Annotated in this window: 13 protein-coding genes and 1 pseudogene; 5 read left to right on the top strand and 9 right to left on the bottom strand. The window is 66.5% G+C overall.

Going from position 1 to position 18,164, the window contains the following annotated elements; translation table 11 throughout:
* Positions 1 to 178: 178 nt before the first annotated feature.
* The 7 genes from AC3WON_RS02150 to AC3WON_RS02120 all read right to left on the bottom strand — a co-directional run bounded on the left by AC3WON_RS02150 (position 179) and on the right by AC3WON_RS02120 (position 11,837).
* The gene (locus AC3WON_RS02150; RefSeq protein WP_492351026.1) at positions 179 to 532 is read right to left on the bottom strand and encodes a hypothetical protein; all 354 of its coding nucleotides are present in this window, start codon (positions 530 to 532) and stop codon (positions 179 to 181) included.
* Between the two features lie 207 nt (positions 533 to 739).
* Entirely contained in the window at positions 740 to 2,125 is a 1,386-nt protein-coding gene (locus AC3WON_RS02145) for an FAD-binding oxidoreductase (protein ID WP_492351025.1), read from the bottom strand.
* 120 nt (positions 2,126 to 2,245) lie between these two features.
* On the bottom strand, positions 2,246 to 5,506 hold the full coding sequence (locus AC3WON_RS02140; RefSeq protein ID WP_492351024.1) for an AfsR/SARP family transcriptional regulator: 3,261 nt from the start codon (positions 5,504 to 5,506) through the stop codon (positions 2,246 to 2,248).
* 759 nt (positions 5,507 to 6,265) lie between these two features.
* Positions 6,266 to 7,342: a lipocalin-like domain-containing protein gene (locus AC3WON_RS02135; RefSeq protein WP_492351023.1), complete on the bottom strand. Its 1,077-nt coding sequence runs from the start codon at positions 7,340 to 7,342 to the stop codon at positions 6,266 to 6,268.
* Positions 7,339 to 9,864, bottom strand: coding sequence for an FtsX-like permease family protein (locus tag AC3WON_RS02130; protein WP_492351022.1), 2,526 nt, complete (start codon positions 9,862 to 9,864; stop codon positions 7,339 to 7,341). The genes AC3WON_RS02135 and AC3WON_RS02130 overlap by 4 nt, the downstream gene beginning before the upstream one ends.
* Positions 9,865 to 9,867: 3 nt before the next feature.
* Entirely contained in the window at positions 9,868 to 10,563 is a 696-nt protein-coding gene (locus AC3WON_RS02125; protein ID WP_492316844.1) for an ABC transporter ATP-binding protein, read from the bottom strand.
* Positions 10,564 to 10,772: 209 nt separating this feature from the next.
* Complete coding sequence (locus AC3WON_RS02120) at positions 10,773 to 11,837, bottom strand: VWA domain-containing protein (RefSeq protein ID WP_492316843.1); 1,065 nt, start codon at positions 11,835 to 11,837, stop codon at positions 10,773 to 10,775.
* Between the two features lie 74 nt (positions 11,838 to 11,911).
* Between AC3WON_RS02120 and AC3WON_RS02115 the strand changes: the two genes are divergently transcribed.
* Genes AC3WON_RS02115 through AC3WON_RS02100 form a run of 4 tightly spaced genes read left to right on the top strand, consistent with a single transcriptional unit; the run spans position 11,912 to position 15,940 of the window.
* Positions 11,912 to 12,859 (top strand): S1C family serine protease, encoded by a 948-nt coding sequence (locus AC3WON_RS02115; RefSeq protein WP_492351021.1) that lies wholly within the window; start codon positions 11,912 to 11,914, stop codon positions 12,857 to 12,859.
* Between the two features lie 12 nt (positions 12,860 to 12,871).
* Positions 12,872 to 13,885: an AAA family ATPase gene (locus tag AC3WON_RS02110; RefSeq protein WP_439669149.1), complete on the top strand. Its 1,014-nt coding sequence runs from the start codon at positions 12,872 to 12,874 to the stop codon at positions 13,883 to 13,885.
* Complete coding sequence (locus tag AC3WON_RS02105) at positions 13,863 to 14,885, top strand: DUF58 domain-containing protein (RefSeq protein WP_492316841.1); 1,023 nt, start codon at positions 13,863 to 13,865, stop codon at positions 14,883 to 14,885. Before AC3WON_RS02110 ends, AC3WON_RS02105 begins: the two co-directional genes overlap by 23 nt.
* On the top strand, positions 14,882 to 15,940 hold the full coding sequence (locus AC3WON_RS02100) for a VWA domain-containing protein (RefSeq protein ID WP_492351020.1): 1,059 nt from the start codon (positions 14,882 to 14,884) through the stop codon (positions 15,938 to 15,940). Before AC3WON_RS02105 ends, AC3WON_RS02100 begins: the two co-directional genes overlap by 4 nt.
* Positions 15,941 to 16,169: 229 nt before the next feature.
* On the opposite strand, the gene AC3WON_RS02095 is transcribed toward AC3WON_RS02100, so the two are convergent.
* The gene (locus tag AC3WON_RS02095; protein ID WP_492351019.1) at positions 16,170 to 16,415 is read right to left on the bottom strand and encodes a helix-turn-helix domain-containing protein; all 246 of its coding nucleotides are present in this window, start codon (positions 16,413 to 16,415) and stop codon (positions 16,170 to 16,172) included.
* Positions 16,416 to 16,423: 8 nt separating this feature from the next.
* On the opposite strand from AC3WON_RS02095, the pseudogene AC3WON_RS02090 reads away from it, so the two are divergent.
* Positions 16,424 to 16,642, top strand: a pseudogene (locus tag AC3WON_RS02090) (3-keto-5-aminohexanoate cleavage protein); the annotation flags it as partial.
* 119 nt (positions 16,643 to 16,761) lie between these two features.
* Here AC3WON_RS02090 and AC3WON_RS02085 read toward each other — a convergent pair.
* Positions 16,762 to 18,159: an efflux transporter outer membrane subunit gene (locus AC3WON_RS02085; RefSeq protein WP_492351018.1), complete on the bottom strand. Its 1,398-nt coding sequence runs from the start codon at positions 18,157 to 18,159 to the stop codon at positions 16,762 to 16,764.
* Positions 18,160 to 18,164 lie beyond the last annotated feature (5 nt).

Here is an 18,164-nt window from a genome sequence, read left to right as displayed (position 1 = left end):
CCCCAAATGGCAAAGCACCGAACATTGCAATGCGATTTGACTACCCCCCTGTCGATCGGGACTCGGTTGCCTGACGGCAGGGTTGCGTCATATCGGGGCAAGGCCAAGTCATGGCGCATTTTCCCGCGCCTGGGCAACGGAGCAGGCCCAGACCAACCGCCCCGTTGCCCTGCCCTGCTCAGGACAAGCATTCCCCGCTGTCGCGCGCATCGCTGCGCGCACCGTCGGTGAAGCCATCGCGCGAGCTGATGCGGGCGCCATCGGTGTAAGGGTCAGGCTTGCGCATGCCGTCCAGGTACGGATCAAAGCCACGGACCGCGCACACGGACCTGCCCTGATACGCGACCACGGGCAGCATGGTGGCCTCGGTGGACGGACTGTGCGCGCCATCGGTAAAGGCGTCGCGCTGGCCGCTGTGTCCCGGCGCGGCGACGACCAGCCCATCGGCATAGGCACCGGCGTGGGCGGTCTGGCTGAGCCCGGCGGCAAGTGCGGCAGCCGCAAGCAGGGTCTTGGCAAGAGTCTTATGCATTGCTATCTCCAACAGGGTGTCGGCGGCGTTGCCGCGACGGCACTCCTCGTGCAGGCGATCAGCTACGGAACGGTACGGCCCGCACGGGATCGCCTCTGCCGTGCAAGCCGTTGCCTGGCGTGAACCGGCTGCCATCCGACGTGGCAGCGGCGTCGCGCCGGACTTCTGGAAAGGGGTACCTGCGCCCCATGTCGCAAGCGTGGTGCGTCAGGCGGGCCTGATGTTCTGATTCACGCGGAACAGGTTGGCCGGGTCGTATTTGCGCTTGATCTCCGCCAGCCGCGCATAGTTGTCGCGATAGGACGCCTTCACGTTGTCATTGCCCTCGTCCATCATCATGTTGATGTAGCCGCCGCCAGCAGAGTGCGGATGCAGGGCCAGCCAGTAGTCCTTCGCCCACTGCACGATGCGATCGTTGTTGGCCGGGTCGGGATCCACGCCGACAATCACGCTGGCAAAGTTGGCATCGCGGTAGCTGAAGGCCGTGTCGTCGCAGCCGGCGCGATGCGCTGCACCATTGATCGGATACAGGTGCATGGTCGAGTGCATCGACGGCAACTGCTGCGCGTACTTGATGTGCAGATCGATGGCCTTGTCGCTCAGGTCGCTGACGAAGTCGGCTTTCCAGTACCACTGCAAGCCCGCCGGATACAGTCCGTCGAACAGGCCCTGCAGGACAGGCCAGGGTATTGGCCCGGCAAAGTCCACCGCCGGCGGCATGGCCTCGCGAATCGGACGGAAATGCGTTTCGGCCTGGTCGAGCGGGCCGGTGTAGCACCACACCACTGCGCACATCTTCTGCAGGTGAATTTCCTCCGGGAAGGGCGCTGCGGGCGGCACCGTGACGAAACCGAACCAGCCATTGATGTCCTGCGGCGCACTCAGGATGAAGTCGCGCCACCATGTCATCAGCTCGCGTGCCTGCTCCATCGGCCACAGCATCGGGCCGCCATAGACCGTGGCTACGGGATGAGCCTTGAACTCGAACGACGTCACCACGCCGAAGTTGCCACCGCCGCCGCGCAACGCCCAGAACAGGTCGGCGTTTTCGTCCTCGCTTGCTGTGACGATGCGCCCGTCGGCCAGAACGACCTCGGCGCTGAGCAGATTGTCGATCGTCAGGCCGTAGGCGCGGCTGAGGTAGCCGATGCCGCCGCCGAGCGTCAGTCCGCCCACGCCGGTGGTCGAGATGAAGCCACTCGGCGTCGCCAGCCCGTAGGCACTGGCGGCGTGATCCACATCGCCCCAGGTGCAGCCACCGCCAACCCGCAGTGTCTTGCGTCCGGCATCGACAAACACGCCCTTCATGGTCGACAGGTCGATCACCAGTCCACCATCGCATGTGCCGAGCCCGGCGCCATTGTGCGCGCCGCCACGCACGGCCAGCAGCATCCCGCCGTCGCGCGCGGCGTTCACCGCCGCGATGACGTCCGCAACATCGACGCAGCGCGCGATGATCGCAGGTCGCTTGTCGATCATTCCGTTGTAGACGGCACGCGCCTGGTCGTAAGCCGCGTCGCCCGGCTGAATCAGTTGTCCCCGAAAATGCGCCTTGAGTGCGGTTGCGACGGGTTCGCTCAATGAAGCTTCCATGGTTGCCTCCTGTCCGGTTGGTATGCAGGAGTTTTAGCAACCTCGGCGTTTTGAAAGCGTTAGGTGAACCGTTACAAAGGGATTCTGCCTCCCGATCGGCGCGCAGTGGTCGAGCCGAAGCTAACGCGCGAGTAACGCCCGCGCCTTGACGATGTCGGGCTGATCGAAGCCCTCGGTGAATCGCGCAAGCGGCGCCTCGACCACCTCATGCGCATTGCCGCGCCCCTGCGAGGTTCGCAGCGTTGTCAATGACAGGGTGGCACGCAGCTCAAGCGGTAGCGCGTGCTGGGCTGTGGCGATCTCGATCGCCTTGATCAGCGATGACTCGGCTTCGGCGAGGTTGGCGCTGCTGCGTAGCAGCAATTCACCGCGCAGACGGTACAGCTCGGCGTCCACCCAGTGCTCGCCAGTGCGCCCGGCGCATTCGAGCGCCTGGCCCAAAGCCGCCAACGCAGCCTCGGTCTCTCCTACGTCGCCCTGGCATTCAGCGAGCATGGCCAGATACAGCGGCAGACGCAGGCGTGCGCCCGTTGCGTGAAAGCCCTCGATCGCCCCCTGCACCGCCACCACGGCGTCGGCGCCGGGCGCCTGTTTCGCGTTCGCCCAGGCGAGCAGTATGCCGGCCCAGGCAAGGTAGTAGCCTACGTGGTACTGTTCGGCGATCTCGTGTGCCTGGCGGGCATAGTGCAGCGTGAGACCGTGCTCATGTCGCAGCGCATGCTGCGTCGCGAGATATGACAGCGCGAGCGCCTGGGAGAACGGGTGTGCTACCCGGTTCGCCACCTCCAGCGCTTCGCGTCCACGCTGAAGGGCCTGATCGGCAAGCCCCCTGAACCACAATGCGTGCGCCGACCACGCGGCGGCCAGCACGCCGAAGTTACCGCCCATCAGGGACGCATGCTCGGCGTGCTGGGCCTCGTCATAAGCGCGGTGCGCGCGTTGATACGCGGGCTCGGCAGCCATCCAGTCGCCTTGCTGGACCAGACTACCCATGACGCTGGTCCATGCCATCACCGAGTAAGTACCGGAGCCCAGCGGCCCCAATCCCGCAATCAGTTCCTCGCTCAGGCTACGTGCCTGTGCAAGTTCCGCCCTCACTACCAGGAAAAATGAAAGGCTGACCTGGGCGCGTGCTTGCTGACTGGCGTCACCCGCCAGCCGGCTCAGTTCCACCGCGCGTCGCAGCGGCGCCTCCAGTTCGGGGGCCGCCCAGCCTCGGGCGATGCGAATCGGTGGCGCCAGGTCGAGTTGCAGGGCCAGCGATTGACTGGCGCGCTCCTGCGGATCGGCAATCCGGTCCGCTTGCCCCAGCCCGCGCGTCAGCAATGCAATGGCATCGTCATAGGCATACACACTCTGCGCAACGCCGGCCGCGCGCCGATAGAACGCCGCCGCCTGGGCTGGCAGGCCCGCCCGCTCATAGTGCGAGGCGATCTGCGCGCTTGCCGCGTCGGGCGCATCGCCTGACGCCTGCTCGAGCGCTCGCGCCACGCGCAAATGCAGGCGGCGGCGCTGTAGCGGACTCACGTCGGCGTATGCCACGTCGCGGATCTTGTCATGGCTGAAGTCAAACGCCAGGCCGCCACCGTCGGTCTGGCGCACGATGCGCCGCTGCCACAACTCGTCCAGCGCGCCTGCCAGGGCATCCTCGCCGAGGTCGCCTGCCTGGGCGAGGATGTCGGTCGTGAACGCCCGTCCAATGATTGCAGCAACCCCGACGATTTCGCGGGCGCCCGGAGGAAGCTGTGCCAGCCGGTTCGAAATGATGGTGTAAACCTTGGGCGGCAACTTCGACGCCATGCCGCCCTGTGCGTCCCCGACCGGCATGGTGTCGGAGCGGGCCCGCATCATTTCGACCGCAAACAGCGGGTTACCCTCGCTCTCTTCGAACAGCCGGGTTGCCTCCGTGTCTGCCAGCGGCCGGTCCAGGATCTGGGCCGCTATCTTTGCCGTTTCGGCGGCGTCCAGTGTCCCCAATGAGATCTCGATGAACTGGTCGTCGCGGCGTAGTGCGTCCAGCAGCTGGTTCGCCGCGTGCAGCGGCATGATTTCCTCGGGGCGCGCCGTTGCGACCACCATAAGCCTTGCCGCCGCGTCGAAACGCATCAGGAAGCGCAGCCATTCGAGCGTCTCGCCGTCGCACCATTGCAGGTCGTCGAGCAGCAGTAGCAGCGGCCCGCCTTGTGCAAGCACCGCTCGCGCAAGCGCCTCGAAAAACCGTTGGCGTTGCCAGTATTCGGTAAGAGGCGACGGCGGCGACAGTCCGGATTGCTGCGTGAGGAATTCCGGCAACAGGCGCGTGACCTCGGTCAGCCACAGTTTGTCGAGCTTGCCGATCGCACCACTCAGGGCAGGGCTGCGCAGCCAGCCGGTCACCGGTGCAAACGCGAGCCGTCCCTCGGCCGCATAGGCGCGCGAATGCGCCACGGTGATGCCTTGCTCGGCCAGATGGACCAGCAGTTCCTCCGCCAGGCGCGATTTGCCGATGCCGGCTTCGCCCAGGATCAGGACAAACTGCTTGTCGCCCAGCTGGGTACGCTGCCAGACTTCAAGCAGCCGGCGCCATTCGCCATGCCGGCCAATCATTGGCAGCATCGCATCCCGCGGGCGTTGGCGCTGCATTGACGCAGCCTGCGCAGCCAACCGCGCATAGGCCTCGCGCATGGGGTCGCCGGGCAGGACGCCCAATTCGCGCGCGAGCGTTTCCACACAGCTACGATAGGCGCGCATGGCCGATGCGTGATCGTGGTTCAGCGCGTGCAGGCGCATCAGCGCCAGGCAGGTGGGTTCGCGGCACGGGTCGAGCCGCTGCAACTGTTGTGTGTACTTCAACGCCTTTGCATAGTCGCGCCGGTCTTCACTCAGTTGACCGAGGCGCGCGAGCGCCGTGATGCACTGTTCGCGCAACCTTTCGCGCTCAGGGTGGATCCACTCGTCATAGCAGTTGGCCAGCAGGTCACCGCGATAGAGATCGGCGGCATGCGTCAGCAGCTCTTCTTCAGCGCCTGCGTCGCCGTGCCTCGAGGCCCTGGCCGCAGCCGCAAGCGCGGACTGGAACTGCGCTACATCGAGGTCAAGCGGCGAATCGGGCAGCCATCGCACCGTTTGCGCATCGGCATGGACAAACTGATCTGCCTCCGGCCAGGTCTTGCGCAGCTGAAACAGCAGTTGGCGCAGGGCATTGCGCGCCTGCGCCTGCGAGGAATCAGGCCAGAACAGTACGGCGAGCTGCTGCCGCGTCTGCGGTGCGTCGCGATGCAGGACAAGGCAGGCGAGCAGCGCCTGCAAGCGGGGGGAGTTTGCGTTAAACAGGGGCGCGCCAGCGCCGTCGAGCTGGAACTCGCCAAACAAACGGACGGAGAAGCGGGCCTGCGAAGTCATGCTGGAGCGCAATGCGGCACAATGCGATGGGGAGCTCCTGTAGGCAGCGTGCGGTGCGCACTGCGCTAGCGCTCGTGCGGGAACTCTCCAACACCCAAGCCCGCGCGAGCGCAATTCATGACTATACTCGCGTTGGCGCGTCCCATCCGGCCAACATCGACGAGCAGTCACTCCCTTTCCCGCTAGGTCCTAGCCGAAGACCTCGGATGCGTCCGTCATCAGTCTAAGCCCATGGGCTCGGATTCGCGCCTGGGCACGCCGGGCAAAGACTGATGCATCCAGGTTTGACCCGAGCTTCCGTACGCCGTGGGAGACTCGCCGAAAAATGAAATCAACTTCGTTTTCGGTGAAGTCGCCGTAGGCAAGGTATGCCCTCAGCATCTGGTTAAGGTAGGCATCACACTCACTTCGCTGCAATACGAGTGCGCTTGCCAGCAGAGACCGCGAGTGCCACCGCAGCCACCGGCGTCTCCAGTGCTTGTAGTCGTCCTTTACCAATTGACCCCTCCATTGCCCGGCGGCACTTTTCTTTACGCTGCCCGCAATCACCAACGAGTAGGGAGCACGCGGCGCGCTATTTGAAAATCATCATAGCGTGACGGAAATAGCAGGGCAATCGGCTTTCCTCTGGAGAAGGTCCCACCAAAGAGGGGGTGTGGCGAGAATCTTGCGGTTGAGGGAAATCGTGTGGATCGCCGAGCGAAGCGGCGGGCGGGCACTCCGACCGGCCGCTCCCAATTACCCGGGCCGGGCCTCAAGTCAAAGATTGAGGCGCTGGAAATACCCGGTCAGTTCGAGGTAGCCCCGTCCGACCGCCTTGCCTCCCCGCAACGCCGTCACCGCGCCCTCCCAATAGACCGCGCCGGTGCTCGCGCGGCTATCGAGTTCCTGATCATCCATCAGCGGTACCAGTTCGAGCGCGAGATCGCCTGCCCTCAACCGCATGGCAACCGGATAGCTCGTGCCGGTATGAGGCGAGCGCCAACGGCGTGCCGGCATGAAATTGACCTCTTCGGGAGCCAGTACCTGGACGCGACCGTCGCTGCCGCGCAGCGTGCCGCCTCCCCAGAACTTGCGCCCCGCCTTGTCCCGGATCTGGAAGGCCATCAACGCGCCGCCGTCATCGAGGTTGAGGCCGAGCCAGTCCCAGCCGACGGCCTCGTCGGCCAGCAAGGTCGACGACCATTCGTGATCCAGCCAGGCGCTGCCGTGCACGGTTTCCTGCAGGCTGCGCCGCTCCAGGGTGCCGCTCACCTTGAGCCCCGGCTGGCTGTAGTAATAGCTCGCCTGGGCCGCCAGCGGGCCCTTGCGGCTGTATCCCCGTTCGCCCTGCAGCAGCAACCGTTGGGTTGGCTCCATTGTCAGATCGAGGGTGAAATCCCGCGCGGGAAATCTGGCTCGGTAGCGCCCCGTGGTCTCTCGGCGCAGCGACCAGTTGCCGATGTACACATCGGTATCGGCAGTATCGGCAAGCGCCAGGCCGAAGCCGCTGCGCGCCGCACGCTGGTCGTGCTGGAGCTTGCCGGCCACGGGATCGCTCAGTGCGACATTGGCGAACAGCAGTTGCTGCGGCGCGAAGCGGCTTGGATTGGCCTGGTCAAACTGCGGGCGCGAGCGGAAGAACGTAACCTGGAAGCCGAGCGGCGCTCCTGCCTGCGTCTGCAGCCAGCCGGTGGCATACCACCATTCGGTGCGATAGTCGGGGTGCGCGCCGTGGTCGCGCGGGAAGGCCAGGGTTCGGCCTGCGGCGACTGGCGGATAAGCGGGCGCTGCGCCCAGCGCCGCGGCCGCCACGCCGGAACTCGGCAACAACAGCAGGAATGAGCGCCTCTTCACCAATCCTCCAGAACCGCGCGCACGGCGCTACGCGACATCGCCTGCCGCCCGCTCGCCAGCGCAGCCAGCGAGGCCGCCGCCACCACCGCGCTTGCCACCTGGGCCAGGAATACCCAAGGCACATGCAAGCTCATGGTCCAGTGGAACGACTGCGGATTGACAACGTGAACCAGGATGACCGCGATGACCCATCCCAGCGCAAGACCGGCTACCACGCCAAGCAGAGCGAGTAACGCGCCCTCCAGTGCCAGCATCGCGCCGATCTGCCAACGCATGAAGCCGAGATGCCGCAGCATGCCGAATTCGCGCGCGCGCGCCAGGGCCTGCGCGCTGAAACTGGCGCCGATGCCGAATAGCCCGATCACGACCGCTATGCCCTCCAGCAGGTAGGTCACTGCGAAGCTGCGGTCGAAGATTTTCAGGGTGATGGCGCGAATCTCGCCAGGCTCGGAGAATGTAATGTGTTCACCGCCGGCGACGCGCTGGCGCAGACTCTCCTTGACCTGCGCCGGGCCCGTGCCCTGCTCCAGCCACAGGGCGACGTCAGTGACACGCAGCTCGTCCGTGAGCCGCCGATAATCGTCCTGGCTGATCACCACCGTACCGTGCTGGCGTGCGTAATCGCGCCACACGCCGCCCACCAGGAAGGCGACGGGCCGGCCCTGCAGCGGCAGCGTGATACGTTGCCCCGGGCGGAAGCCATAGAGGTCGACCATCGCCTCGCTGACCCATACCGCCGGCGGATCACCCGGCTGCGCCGCGACGGGCGCAGCCGTCAGCGGCAGCCGCGCGCCCGGATTGCGCGGGTCGATCGGCCGGGCAATGACCGTGACGGGGGGACGCTCGGGATCAAGCAGGATCTGGTTCGAACGTAGAAACTCGGCACGCGCAACGCCACGGAGGCTGGCGATGGCCGCCTGGTCGTCAAGCGAGAAATACGCGCTATCGCCGCTTGACGAAGCACGCAGATAGAGATCGGCCGGCAGGACATTGTGCAGCCAATCGTCCACCGAGATGCGGAAGCTTGACACCATGATCGCCATCGCGGCCATCAGGCTAAAGCTGGCGACAATGCCGGCCAGGGCGATGGCGGCGCGGCCCGGTGCGCCGGCGAGCTGGGTCAGGGCAAGCTGCGGCACAGCCTGTCGCAAAGAGGGCAGCAAGCCGAACACAAGATGCGCCAGCCGTGGCATCAGCAGGATGGCGCCCACCAACAGAAGCGCGATCGCTGCATAACCGAAGACCGGCAGATCCGCCACCGGCCGCAGTGGCGTCAGCCCGAGCCCGGCTGCCATCGCAGCAAGCCCGGTCCACGGCGAGCGTAGCCGCTTGAGCGGCGTCTCCTCATCGCCCGCCTTGAGCGCCTGCGCCGGCCGCGCGCGGGCGGCCTCCCATGCCGGTGCGAGACTGCCGAGCACCGCCGCCGACAGGCCGAGCGCGAAGAAGATCAGCGCTGCCGGCGCGTCGAAGCGGACCCTGGGCTTTACACCTTCAAAGTAGCCACCGCCCAGATCGCCGCCCGCGTACCCGAGCACCGCGGCGGCGAGGACGAAGCCAAGCGCCAGGCCGAGCATCGCGCCGAGCGTGCCTTGCGCCGCGCCTTCCGCCAGCAGCAGCCGCAGCAGACCACCGCGTGTCACCCCGAGGGCGCGCAACAGTGCAAGCTGCGAGCGCCGCCGCAGCACCGATACAGCCTGCATCGTGAACACCAGGAAGGCGCCTGTGAACAGCGCCACCAGCGCAAGCACGTTCAGGTTCACCCGATAGGCGCGCGACAGGTTGGAAGTCCGGCGCGCGTTGTCCTGCGGCGAACCCGCCACCACCCCTGGCGGCAGCAGCGCGGCCAGCGCTTGCGCAAAGTTGCCGGTGTCCACTCCCGGCCTGAGCTTGACGTCGATCCGCTGCAGCAGGCCAAGCCGGTCGAGGCGCCACTGCGCTGCTCCGATATCCATCACGCCCAGGCGCAGGCCCTCGCCCGCCGCCGGCAGCGTGCCGGCAATACGCAGCGTAAGCGCGGTCAGCCCGACTTGTACGGTGAGCGGGTCCCCGGGCTTGAGATCGAGCCAGCTCAGCGCCGCCGGCGAAAGGAACACGGCGTCGGGATCGAGAACGTCGAGCTTGCCCGCGCGCTCCTCGGCGGGCCGCCCGATCAGATTGGGTGTCACAGGCGCCGCCCGGAACACATCGATGCCAAACAGCGTCAGCGCACCGGTGCGCCCCGGCACCAGCGCAGTGACTTCCACCACGGGGCTGGCCGCCGCCACCTCCGGCAGGCCCGCGATGCGCGGATAGAGCGATTCGTCGAAGCCCATGCGCGGCCCGCGGATCTCCAGATCGGCATTCCCCATCAGGGAGCGCACCGCCTGGGAAAACTCCGCCAGTGCAGCGTGGTTGACCAGATGCACGCCATAGCCCATTGCCACACCGATGGCCACGGCAAGGATGCCGATGATGGCGCGTCCGGGATGGGCGCGCAATTCGCCCGGGAGTAGCGCAAGGCCGAGTGAGCGCGGCGTTCGCATGGCTTAGGCGGCCGCGCTCATCGGCGGCTGTGGCCCCAGCGGCGTCAATCCGCCTGGCGTCAATTGCAAGACGCGATCCGCCGTCGCCGCAGCCACTGCCGAATGCGTGACGATAATCGCGGCCGTGCCGTTTGCGTTGACCAGTTCGCGCAGCAGGCTCAGCACCCGCGCGGCCGTCTCGTGATCAAGGTTGCCAGTCGGCTCATCCGCCAGCAGCAGCATTGGACGGTGTACCAGGGCACGCGCAATCGCCACCCGCTGCAACTCCCCGCCGGAAAGCTCGCGCGGCAGACTGTCCTCGCGCCCCTCAAGCCCAACCGCGGCGAGCATCTCGGCAACGCGCGCCGACGCCCCTTTTCGCTCGAGGCCGTTCAACAGCAGCGGCAGCGCCACGTTCTGCGCCGCGCTCAAATTCGGCAGCACGTGGAAGGCCTGGAACACGAACCCCAGCTTGCGACGCCTGAGCAAGGTTGCGGCATCGTCGTCCAGCTTGCCCAGATCCTGTCCGTCGAACTGGATGCGGCCACTGTCGGGCCGATCCAGACCGGCGATCAGGTGGAGCAGCGTTGACTTGCCCACGCCCGATTCGCCCATGACGGCGACAAATTCGCCGGCGTCCAGCGCAAGACTGACTCCGTGGAGAACCGTGCGCGGTCGGGCGCCGTTGTATGTCTTGGAGACATCTGTAAGGGTCAGCACAATGTCGTCAGCCTCGCGTGGCGCGTCTCTCCGTCAAAGCTGTGACGGGAAAGCGGACACAAGCCATTCTGCCACCGTTGAAGTGCATGGACTTGTCGAAGAAGGCCGCTAGAAGTCGGACGATTCGCACTGGGAACGGTGCAGCCACTTTGCCATTTCCTGGCGCTGGTTCGCTTCGCCGCCGATCGGGGGGACTACCGTGCTTCAGGTCACCGCCGGAACCACAGCATCGAGAGCCCGCATGCCACCCCCAGCAGCAGGACCGCTGCTGCCGAGAACAATGCACTGATCTCGGTTTCCTTGCGCTCGAGCGCGAAGCGGGCGCTGAGCTGGCGATACACCTGGCTCAGGTCCGCAGCCGAGCCTGCCTGGAAGTACTCGCCGTTCGTTATCGCCGCTACCGCCCGCAAGGCGGGTTCATCGAGCTGCATGTAGTAAGACAGGCCCGACTCTGCCGCGGCTCCGCCCTGCGGCGTACCGAAGCCCACCGTATAGACGCGCACGCCGCGCTGGGCGGCCATGCGCGCGGCGTCCAGCGGGTCCGGGCCGGTGGTGCGGCGGCCATCGCTGAGCAGGATCACCGCACCGTGCCGATACGAGCCGGGCTGCGCCGCCGGCCGTTCCTGTTCGCGCTTGCGGACGGCATCCGCCGCGGCGGCCTCTGTCAGCGATCTGCCGCCGGGCCCGGGTGCGAGCGACTCGCCGCTGAAAAGGATGGCTTCCAGGTCGATGCCATCGTCGGGGAACAACACTGCCAGCGCCTGGATCAGCCCGCTGCCGGTCGCCGTGCCGAGCTGGAGCTGGAAGCGATCGATTGCGTCGAGCATGTCCTGCCGGTTGTCGGTGGGGGGCAGCACCACGGTCGCGGTGGCGGCAAAAGAGACCATGCCCAGGCGCACGCTGGCCGGCAGCCCGACGATGAGATCCCGGGCAGCCTGCTTGGATGCGCCGATGCGGGTGGGTGCAACGTCGGTCGCCGCCATGCTGCGGGAGGTGTCCATGGCCAGCACCAGGGTGATGGTGTCGGACGGCAGCGTGATCGTCGCAGTAGGACGGGCGCAAGCCAGCAGGGCCGCGCCCAGCGCGAGCAGGAAGAGCAGCGGCGGAATGTGACGCCGCAGCCGTTGGCGAGGGCCCAGGGCGGCGCGCGGCAGCGCAAGGCTGGCGTATAACAGCGCGATTTTCTTGCGCCGCGCAATCAGGTACAGGTAAGCGGCTGCCAGCAGGGGCAGCGCGAGCAACAGCCAGAGCATTTGCGGCCAGAGAAACTGCATGCACCTGCTCCTTGGCGCGTGGGTAAGACGATGGTACTGTATTTTTCACGGCGGGACGGGACCTCGGGGGCGGAATGAGACGGGTAACGATCTACGGATGGGTCTCGGCAGCGGTGGCGCTGGTGCTCGCGGCAGTCGTGGGCTCTGCCTGGCTGTTGCAGCCGACGCCGCGCGTCCTCAAGCAAGCCGACATCGACTCCGCCGTGCTGCACACGCTGGAAACCAAGCGTCTGCCTTCGCGCACAGCCAGGGCGGCAGAGGCGGTTCGCGAGTCGGTGGTGGAAGTTCGCAGCTATGCGCCAGCCGAAAAGGCTGCGGACAAGCCGAAGAAAGCGGCATCCGCCCCCCACGCCAAGCGTGATTCCCCTGCCACACGCCGCAAAGCACCTCCCGAATCGCCCCCGCTATCCCCGCCGCCCTCGGGCGATGAACTCGCCAAAGGCGACCCACCTGGCGGCAAAGGCGAGTCCGGCGGCAAGCGCACAGCCCGCCACATCGGTTCGGGGGTGGTCGTGACCGAAAGCGGCATCATTCTCACCAGTTACCACGTCGTCGCCGACGCCCTGCGCCTGGAGGTCAGGTTCCACGACGGCCACACGGCCGAGGCCTCGGTGGTGCAGGCGTTCCCGGAGAAAGACCTAGCCGTGATCCGGCCCAGTTCCATCCCCGACGACCTGCCGCCGGCGACGCTCGGTTCCAGCCGGAACCTCGCGCCCGGCACTGAAGTCGTCGCGGTCGGCTTTCCGTTCGGCATCGGCCCGTCGGTGTCTGCCGGCGTGGTGTCGGGGCTCGACCGCAGGTTCGTCTTGCCGGACGGCAAGCGGGACCTGGACAAGCTCATCCAGTTCGACGCCGCCGCCAATCCGGGCAACTCCGGCGGACCGCTGGTGAATCTGGATGGCGAGGTGGTAGGGATCGTCACCGCCATCCTCAACCCCAACCAGAGCGGCACTTTCCTCGGCATCGGCTTTGCTGTCACCATCGAAAGCGCCGGCGCTTCCATCGGATCCTCTCCTTTCTAATCGCGGGGGCCTATGAACGACCAAACCAGGGGCGCAGTGGACAGCGCCGAGTTGATGGAACGCCTGCTGTATGAGGTGAAGCGCGTGGTGGTAGGGCAGGACCACTTCCTCGAACGGGTGCTGGTGGCGATCCTTGCGGGTGGCCACCTGCTGGTGGAAGGCGTGCCGGGCCTGGCCAAGACGCTGACCGTCAAGACGCTGGCCAGGACCATGAGCGGCTCCTTCAAGCGCATCCAGTTCACGCCTGACCTGCTGCCAGCCGACCTGATAGGCACGCGCATGTATAACCAGGGCACGGGCGAGTTCTCCACCGTGCGGGGTCCGGTCTTCGCCAACCTGCTGCTGGCCGACGAGATCAACCGCGCGCCGGCCAAGGTGCAGAGCGCCTTGCTGGAAGTGATGGAGGAGAAGCAGGTCACCATCGCCGGCGAGTCCCATCTGGTGCCCACGCCCTTCCTCGTCATGGCCACGCAGAACCCGATAGAAACGGAAGGCACCTACCCCTTGCCTGAGGCGCAGGTCGACCGTTTCCTGATGAAGGTCCTGGTGGGCTATCCCAGCGAGGAGGAGGAGGCCGTCATCGTCAACCGTGTCACCGGCCCCAGCATCAGCGTGAGCCCCATCGCGACGCCGGAGCGCCTGGCAAGCCTGCAGGACGAATGCGGCAGGATCTATGTGGATCCGAGCCTGCTCCAGTATGCAGTGCGCGTGGTGGCGGCCACCCGCAAGCCGGGAGGCTACGGGCTGGAGGACCTGGATCGATACATAGCGTTCGGTGCCAGCCCCCGCGCCACCATCGGCCTGATAGAAGGCGCGCGCGCCCTGGCGTTCCTGCGCCGCCGCCACTATGCGCTGCCCGAAGACGTGGTCGACCTCGTGCCGGATGTCTTGCGCCACCGCCTGGTGCTCTCGTACGAGGCCATGTCCGACGGCGTGACTGCCGACCAGCTCGTCACCCGCATCCTGCAGGCGCTGCCGGTCCCGGAGCGCCCATTGGAATCCCATGTTCGGGCGCCTGCGCAATAGGCGCCGGAGCGGCCCGGAAGCCGCACCCCGCAGCACACCCGCCGGCACGGCGCTGGCCAGCGTCGACCCAAGGCAGACCGAGGCCTTGCTGCGCCGCCTGGAATGGACCGTGGTGCGCCGCCTCGATGGCCTGCTGCAGGGCGACTACCGCACGCTGTTCCGCGGCTTTGGGCTGGATCTTGCCGACCTGCGCGAATACCGCCCCGGCGACGACGTGCGGCACATCGACTGGAACGTGACGGCGCGGCTGCAGACACCGCACGTGCGTGAGTACCAGGAAGACCGGGAGGTCTCCGTCTGGTTCCTGCTGGACCTGAGCGGATCGGTCGGTTTCGGCTCCGGCAGCGTGAGCAAGCGCGACCTGCTGAGCGACTTCACCACCGTCATGGCGCTGCTGCTGACGCGCTATGGCAACCGGGTCGGCGCCCTGCTCTACGGCGGGGCCACAGACGCGGGCGCGTCGGTGGTGCCGGCGCGCTCGGGGCGCCGGCACCTGCTGCACCTGCTCGACCGCATGCATGCCACACCGGCCGCGTCGCCGGGCGACACCCGCTTGCGCGACCTGCTGGAGCGCGCACGGGCGGTCGCGAAACATCGATCGGTGCTGTTCGTGGTCTCCGACTTCATCAGCGCCCCGGGCTGGCAGGCATCGCTCCAAATGCTGGCCCGGCGCCATGAGGTCGTCGCCGTGCGGCTGGTCGACCCGCTGGAGATGGCCTTGCCCGACCTGGGCCTGGTCGTGCTGCAGGATGCCGAAACCGCAGAGCAGATGTTCGTCGACACGCACGACCCGGCCTTCCGCAAACGCTTCGCCGCCGCCGCCCAGGCGCGCGAGGACGAGTTGCGCCTGGCCTTCACCAAGGCCGGCGTGGCGTGCCTGACGCTGTCGACCTACGCCCGCCTGGACCTGGCCCTGCTGCACTTCACCCGCCGGCGCCGCCATCGTCGAGGGGCCGCTGCGCCAGCAAAGCAGGAGAACGGGCCCAAGGAGGCAGCATGACCGATGCCATAAGCCGGCTACCCGTCTTCAGCTTCCTGTGGCCAGGCATGCTGTGGTTGCTCGCGCTCGTCCTCGTGCTGTCCGCTGGCTACCTATGGCTCGACAGGCGCCGGCGCCACGCCACGCTGCACTCTCCCACCCTGAAATCCGTCGGCGTTGCCATCAGGGGCGGCGCGACCTTGCGCCGCCACGTGCCGCCCATGATGCTCCTGCTGGCCCTGGCCGCGCTGACCCTCGCCATCGCCCGACCCCAGGCAGTGATGCTGCTGCCCTCGCACATCGAGACCGTGGTCGTGGTCATCGATCTGTCCGGCAGCATGCGCGCGCAGGATATCCAGCCCAGCCGCATCCGCGCCGCCCAGCAAGCGGCCAAGGTTCTGCTCGACACACTGCCCGCGGGCGTCAGCGCGGGAGTAGTCGCGATGGCCGGCACCGCCGCCGTGGCACAGGCGCCCAGCCGCAGCAAGGATGCCGCGGCCACGGCGATCGACCGCCTCAAGCCGCAAGGCGGCACCGCGCTGGGCAATGGCCTGCTCATCGCGCTGACGACGCTGCTGCCGCAGACGGCTGGTGACGCCGAGCGCCTCATGAACGGCGACACCACGCCGCTGCAAAAGCCGGACGCATCCCGCAGCGGCGAAGCCGTGACGCCCGGCTCTTATCCCTCCGGGGCGATCGTCCTGTTTTCCGACGGTGAAAGCAACACCGGCCCGGCCGCGACGCAGGCGGCGCAGCTTGCCGCCGCGCACGGCGTGCGCGTTTATACCGTCGGGGTTGGCACGACCGACGGCGTGGTGCTCTCGGTCGATGGCTGGTCGGCGCGCGTCAGGCTGGATGAGAAGGTATTGAAGGAAGTCGCCAATGCAACAGGGGCAGAGTACTTCCCGCTTGGGAATGCCGCGCAACTGAAAAAGGTGTACCGGGCGCTCAATATGCGGCTGGCATTTGGCAAGCGCGAACAGGTGGAAATTACTGCGTTCTTCGCCGCGCTGGGGGCGTTGCTGGCCACGTGTGCGGGGCTGCTGTCGTTGTGGTGGTTCGGGCGCGTGATGTAGGCACGGTGGCTCTGGCGGAGGAAACCCGGGCGTCCCTTTGCCGCAGCTGTGCCCCACACTCGGAGCCACTCAGTCACCGCCCCCTGCCCACAACGAAGTCCCAATAGCTCTTTCGGAGATCGGATCCTCGCACCGAGGATCGGAATCCATGCGCGCATTGTAGCTGGCTCATCAGCGTTTCCGCGGCAGACTTCGTCGTTGCCCCCGATTTTGCGGTCTCCAACAACGGCTATTTGCCGCACCTTCCCCTGTCTGCTGGTTTAGTGTCGCGCCACCGCGTCGGCGTCATCCCGAACTGCGCAGTGAACCAACGGAAAAACGAGCCATAAGCGGAGTATCCGAGCGACTCGGCAATGCGTCCCAGCGAGAGGCTTCCGTTCTCCATGTAGTGGATGACGAGATCGCGCCTTACGCCATTGACCATGTCGGAGAAGACCGCTCCGGCGCTTTCGAGCTGGCGTTGCAGCGTGCGCACGTTTATTCCTGCATGCGCTCGAAACGCTGGACCGCATGGTGCGCAAGGGGGTCTACAAGGGCCCGCTGAACCTGACCTGCATCGGCATCGGTGGCGGCCACCATGGTCCGCATCCGTACAACCTGTTCGACTTCATCCAGCGTGCACCGGATGGCTGCACCGTTACCGCCGAGTCGTTGTTCAAGAACGTACTCCCGTGGAACACGATGGCGTTGGCGATGGGGATGCCGATGCTGCTCGAAGAAGTCGCGCGCTTTGACGCGCATTCTCAAAGCAAGAAGTGAATCTCTTCCATCCAGCACACCATGCCAGTCAGCTTCATGCTCTGACTGGCATTTTGACCCATTCAAGCGCTTTCCATGGCTTTCCTGCTCCAGTCACCCCCTAGCGCCAACAATAGCGCAATGCGCTGGTTGAGATGATCGCCCCTCAGGTGGATCAGATCCATCTCGGCAGCCAGCATTGCCTGCCGAGCCTTCAGGACGCCGCGCGGATCGGAAGCACCAATGCTAACGCGCGCCTCCTCGCGCTGTACCAATAGCTGGCTCTCGTTCACCCGATCCTGCAGTTGCCTGGTGCGATCTGCAAGATTCGATTCGGCACGCAACCCCGCATCGACCTCGCCCAGTGCCTGCAGGGCACTGTTGCCATAGGCGATCATGGCGGCCTTCTGCTCGGCGCTGTAGTAGTCCGCCCTCGCCTTGAGCTCTCCTCCCGTGAACAGCGGCGCGAAGATCGCGCCATTCAGTCCCTTGATCGGAGTGCCGGACTGGTTGAGCAGCAGCACGTCGCTACGGATGCCGGTAATGGCCGCGCTGATTGAAATGCTTGGCAGCCGCGCCGCCTCGGCGGACTGCCTCAGGTCGAAGGCCGCGGCGACGCGGTGTGCCGCGGCAGTCAAGTCCGGGCGGCGATCAAGCAGGTCTGCAGGCAGGCCTGCCTGCGGGGCTATGGGCATGGCGGGCAACTCCAGCTTCGCCACACTATTCCCGACTTCCCCGGCAGGGTAGCGGCCCAGCAGCAGCTCCAGGGCTTGCGCGGCCTGGCTCCTGGCCAGTTCGGCCTTCCGCAGCGAATCCACCTGCGTGCGCAGCGCATTTTTCGCTTCCACCGGTTCAGTACCCGGTGCCGCCCCAATGGCAACCCGCCGCTCGCTGATCTGCACCAGTTGCTCCTGTACCGCCACGGCCTGTCGCTGCCGGTCCTCCAGCTTTGCTGACCGGATCAGCGTGAACCATGCTTTGGCAGTAGCGGCTGCGACGACGCGCTGCGCCCAGAGATATTCGTCCGCGGTAGCGGCATACTGGGATTTTTCGGCACGCGATTGTGCACGGATGCGGCCCCAGAGATCGATCTCCCAGCTCGCACCAATCGAGAGGAACTGGGTTTCCGAATGGCCAGCCCTGCCCTTCACGCCCGCGCTCGGTAACAGGCCGCTGCTTTGCATGGTAACGAGTGCCTGGGCCTGCTCGACGCGCACCGCTGCCAGCCTGAGATCGCCGTTGTGCGCAATCGCTTCCCGGGCCAGCCGCTGCAGCTCAGCATCGTCGAAGCTTGCAAGCCAGTCGTCCGCGGGCTCGCCTGCTGCGGCCTCGTTTGCCCAGGTGCGCTGCCCTTCAAGCGCGGGGACCGCCTGGCCTCGAAGGCTGGCGCTATCCGGCGGCGCCTGCAGGGCGCAGCCAAAGAGCATGGCGAGCGGCAGCGCCAGCAGTACCGGAAGGGTCTTGTTGAGAGATGACGACACAGGCT

The organism is Cupriavidus sp. FW305-46, assembly GCF_058787075.1.
The sequence above is the reverse complement of the archived record's forward strand: the minus strand, read 5'-3'. Positions and strand labels throughout refer to the sequence as shown.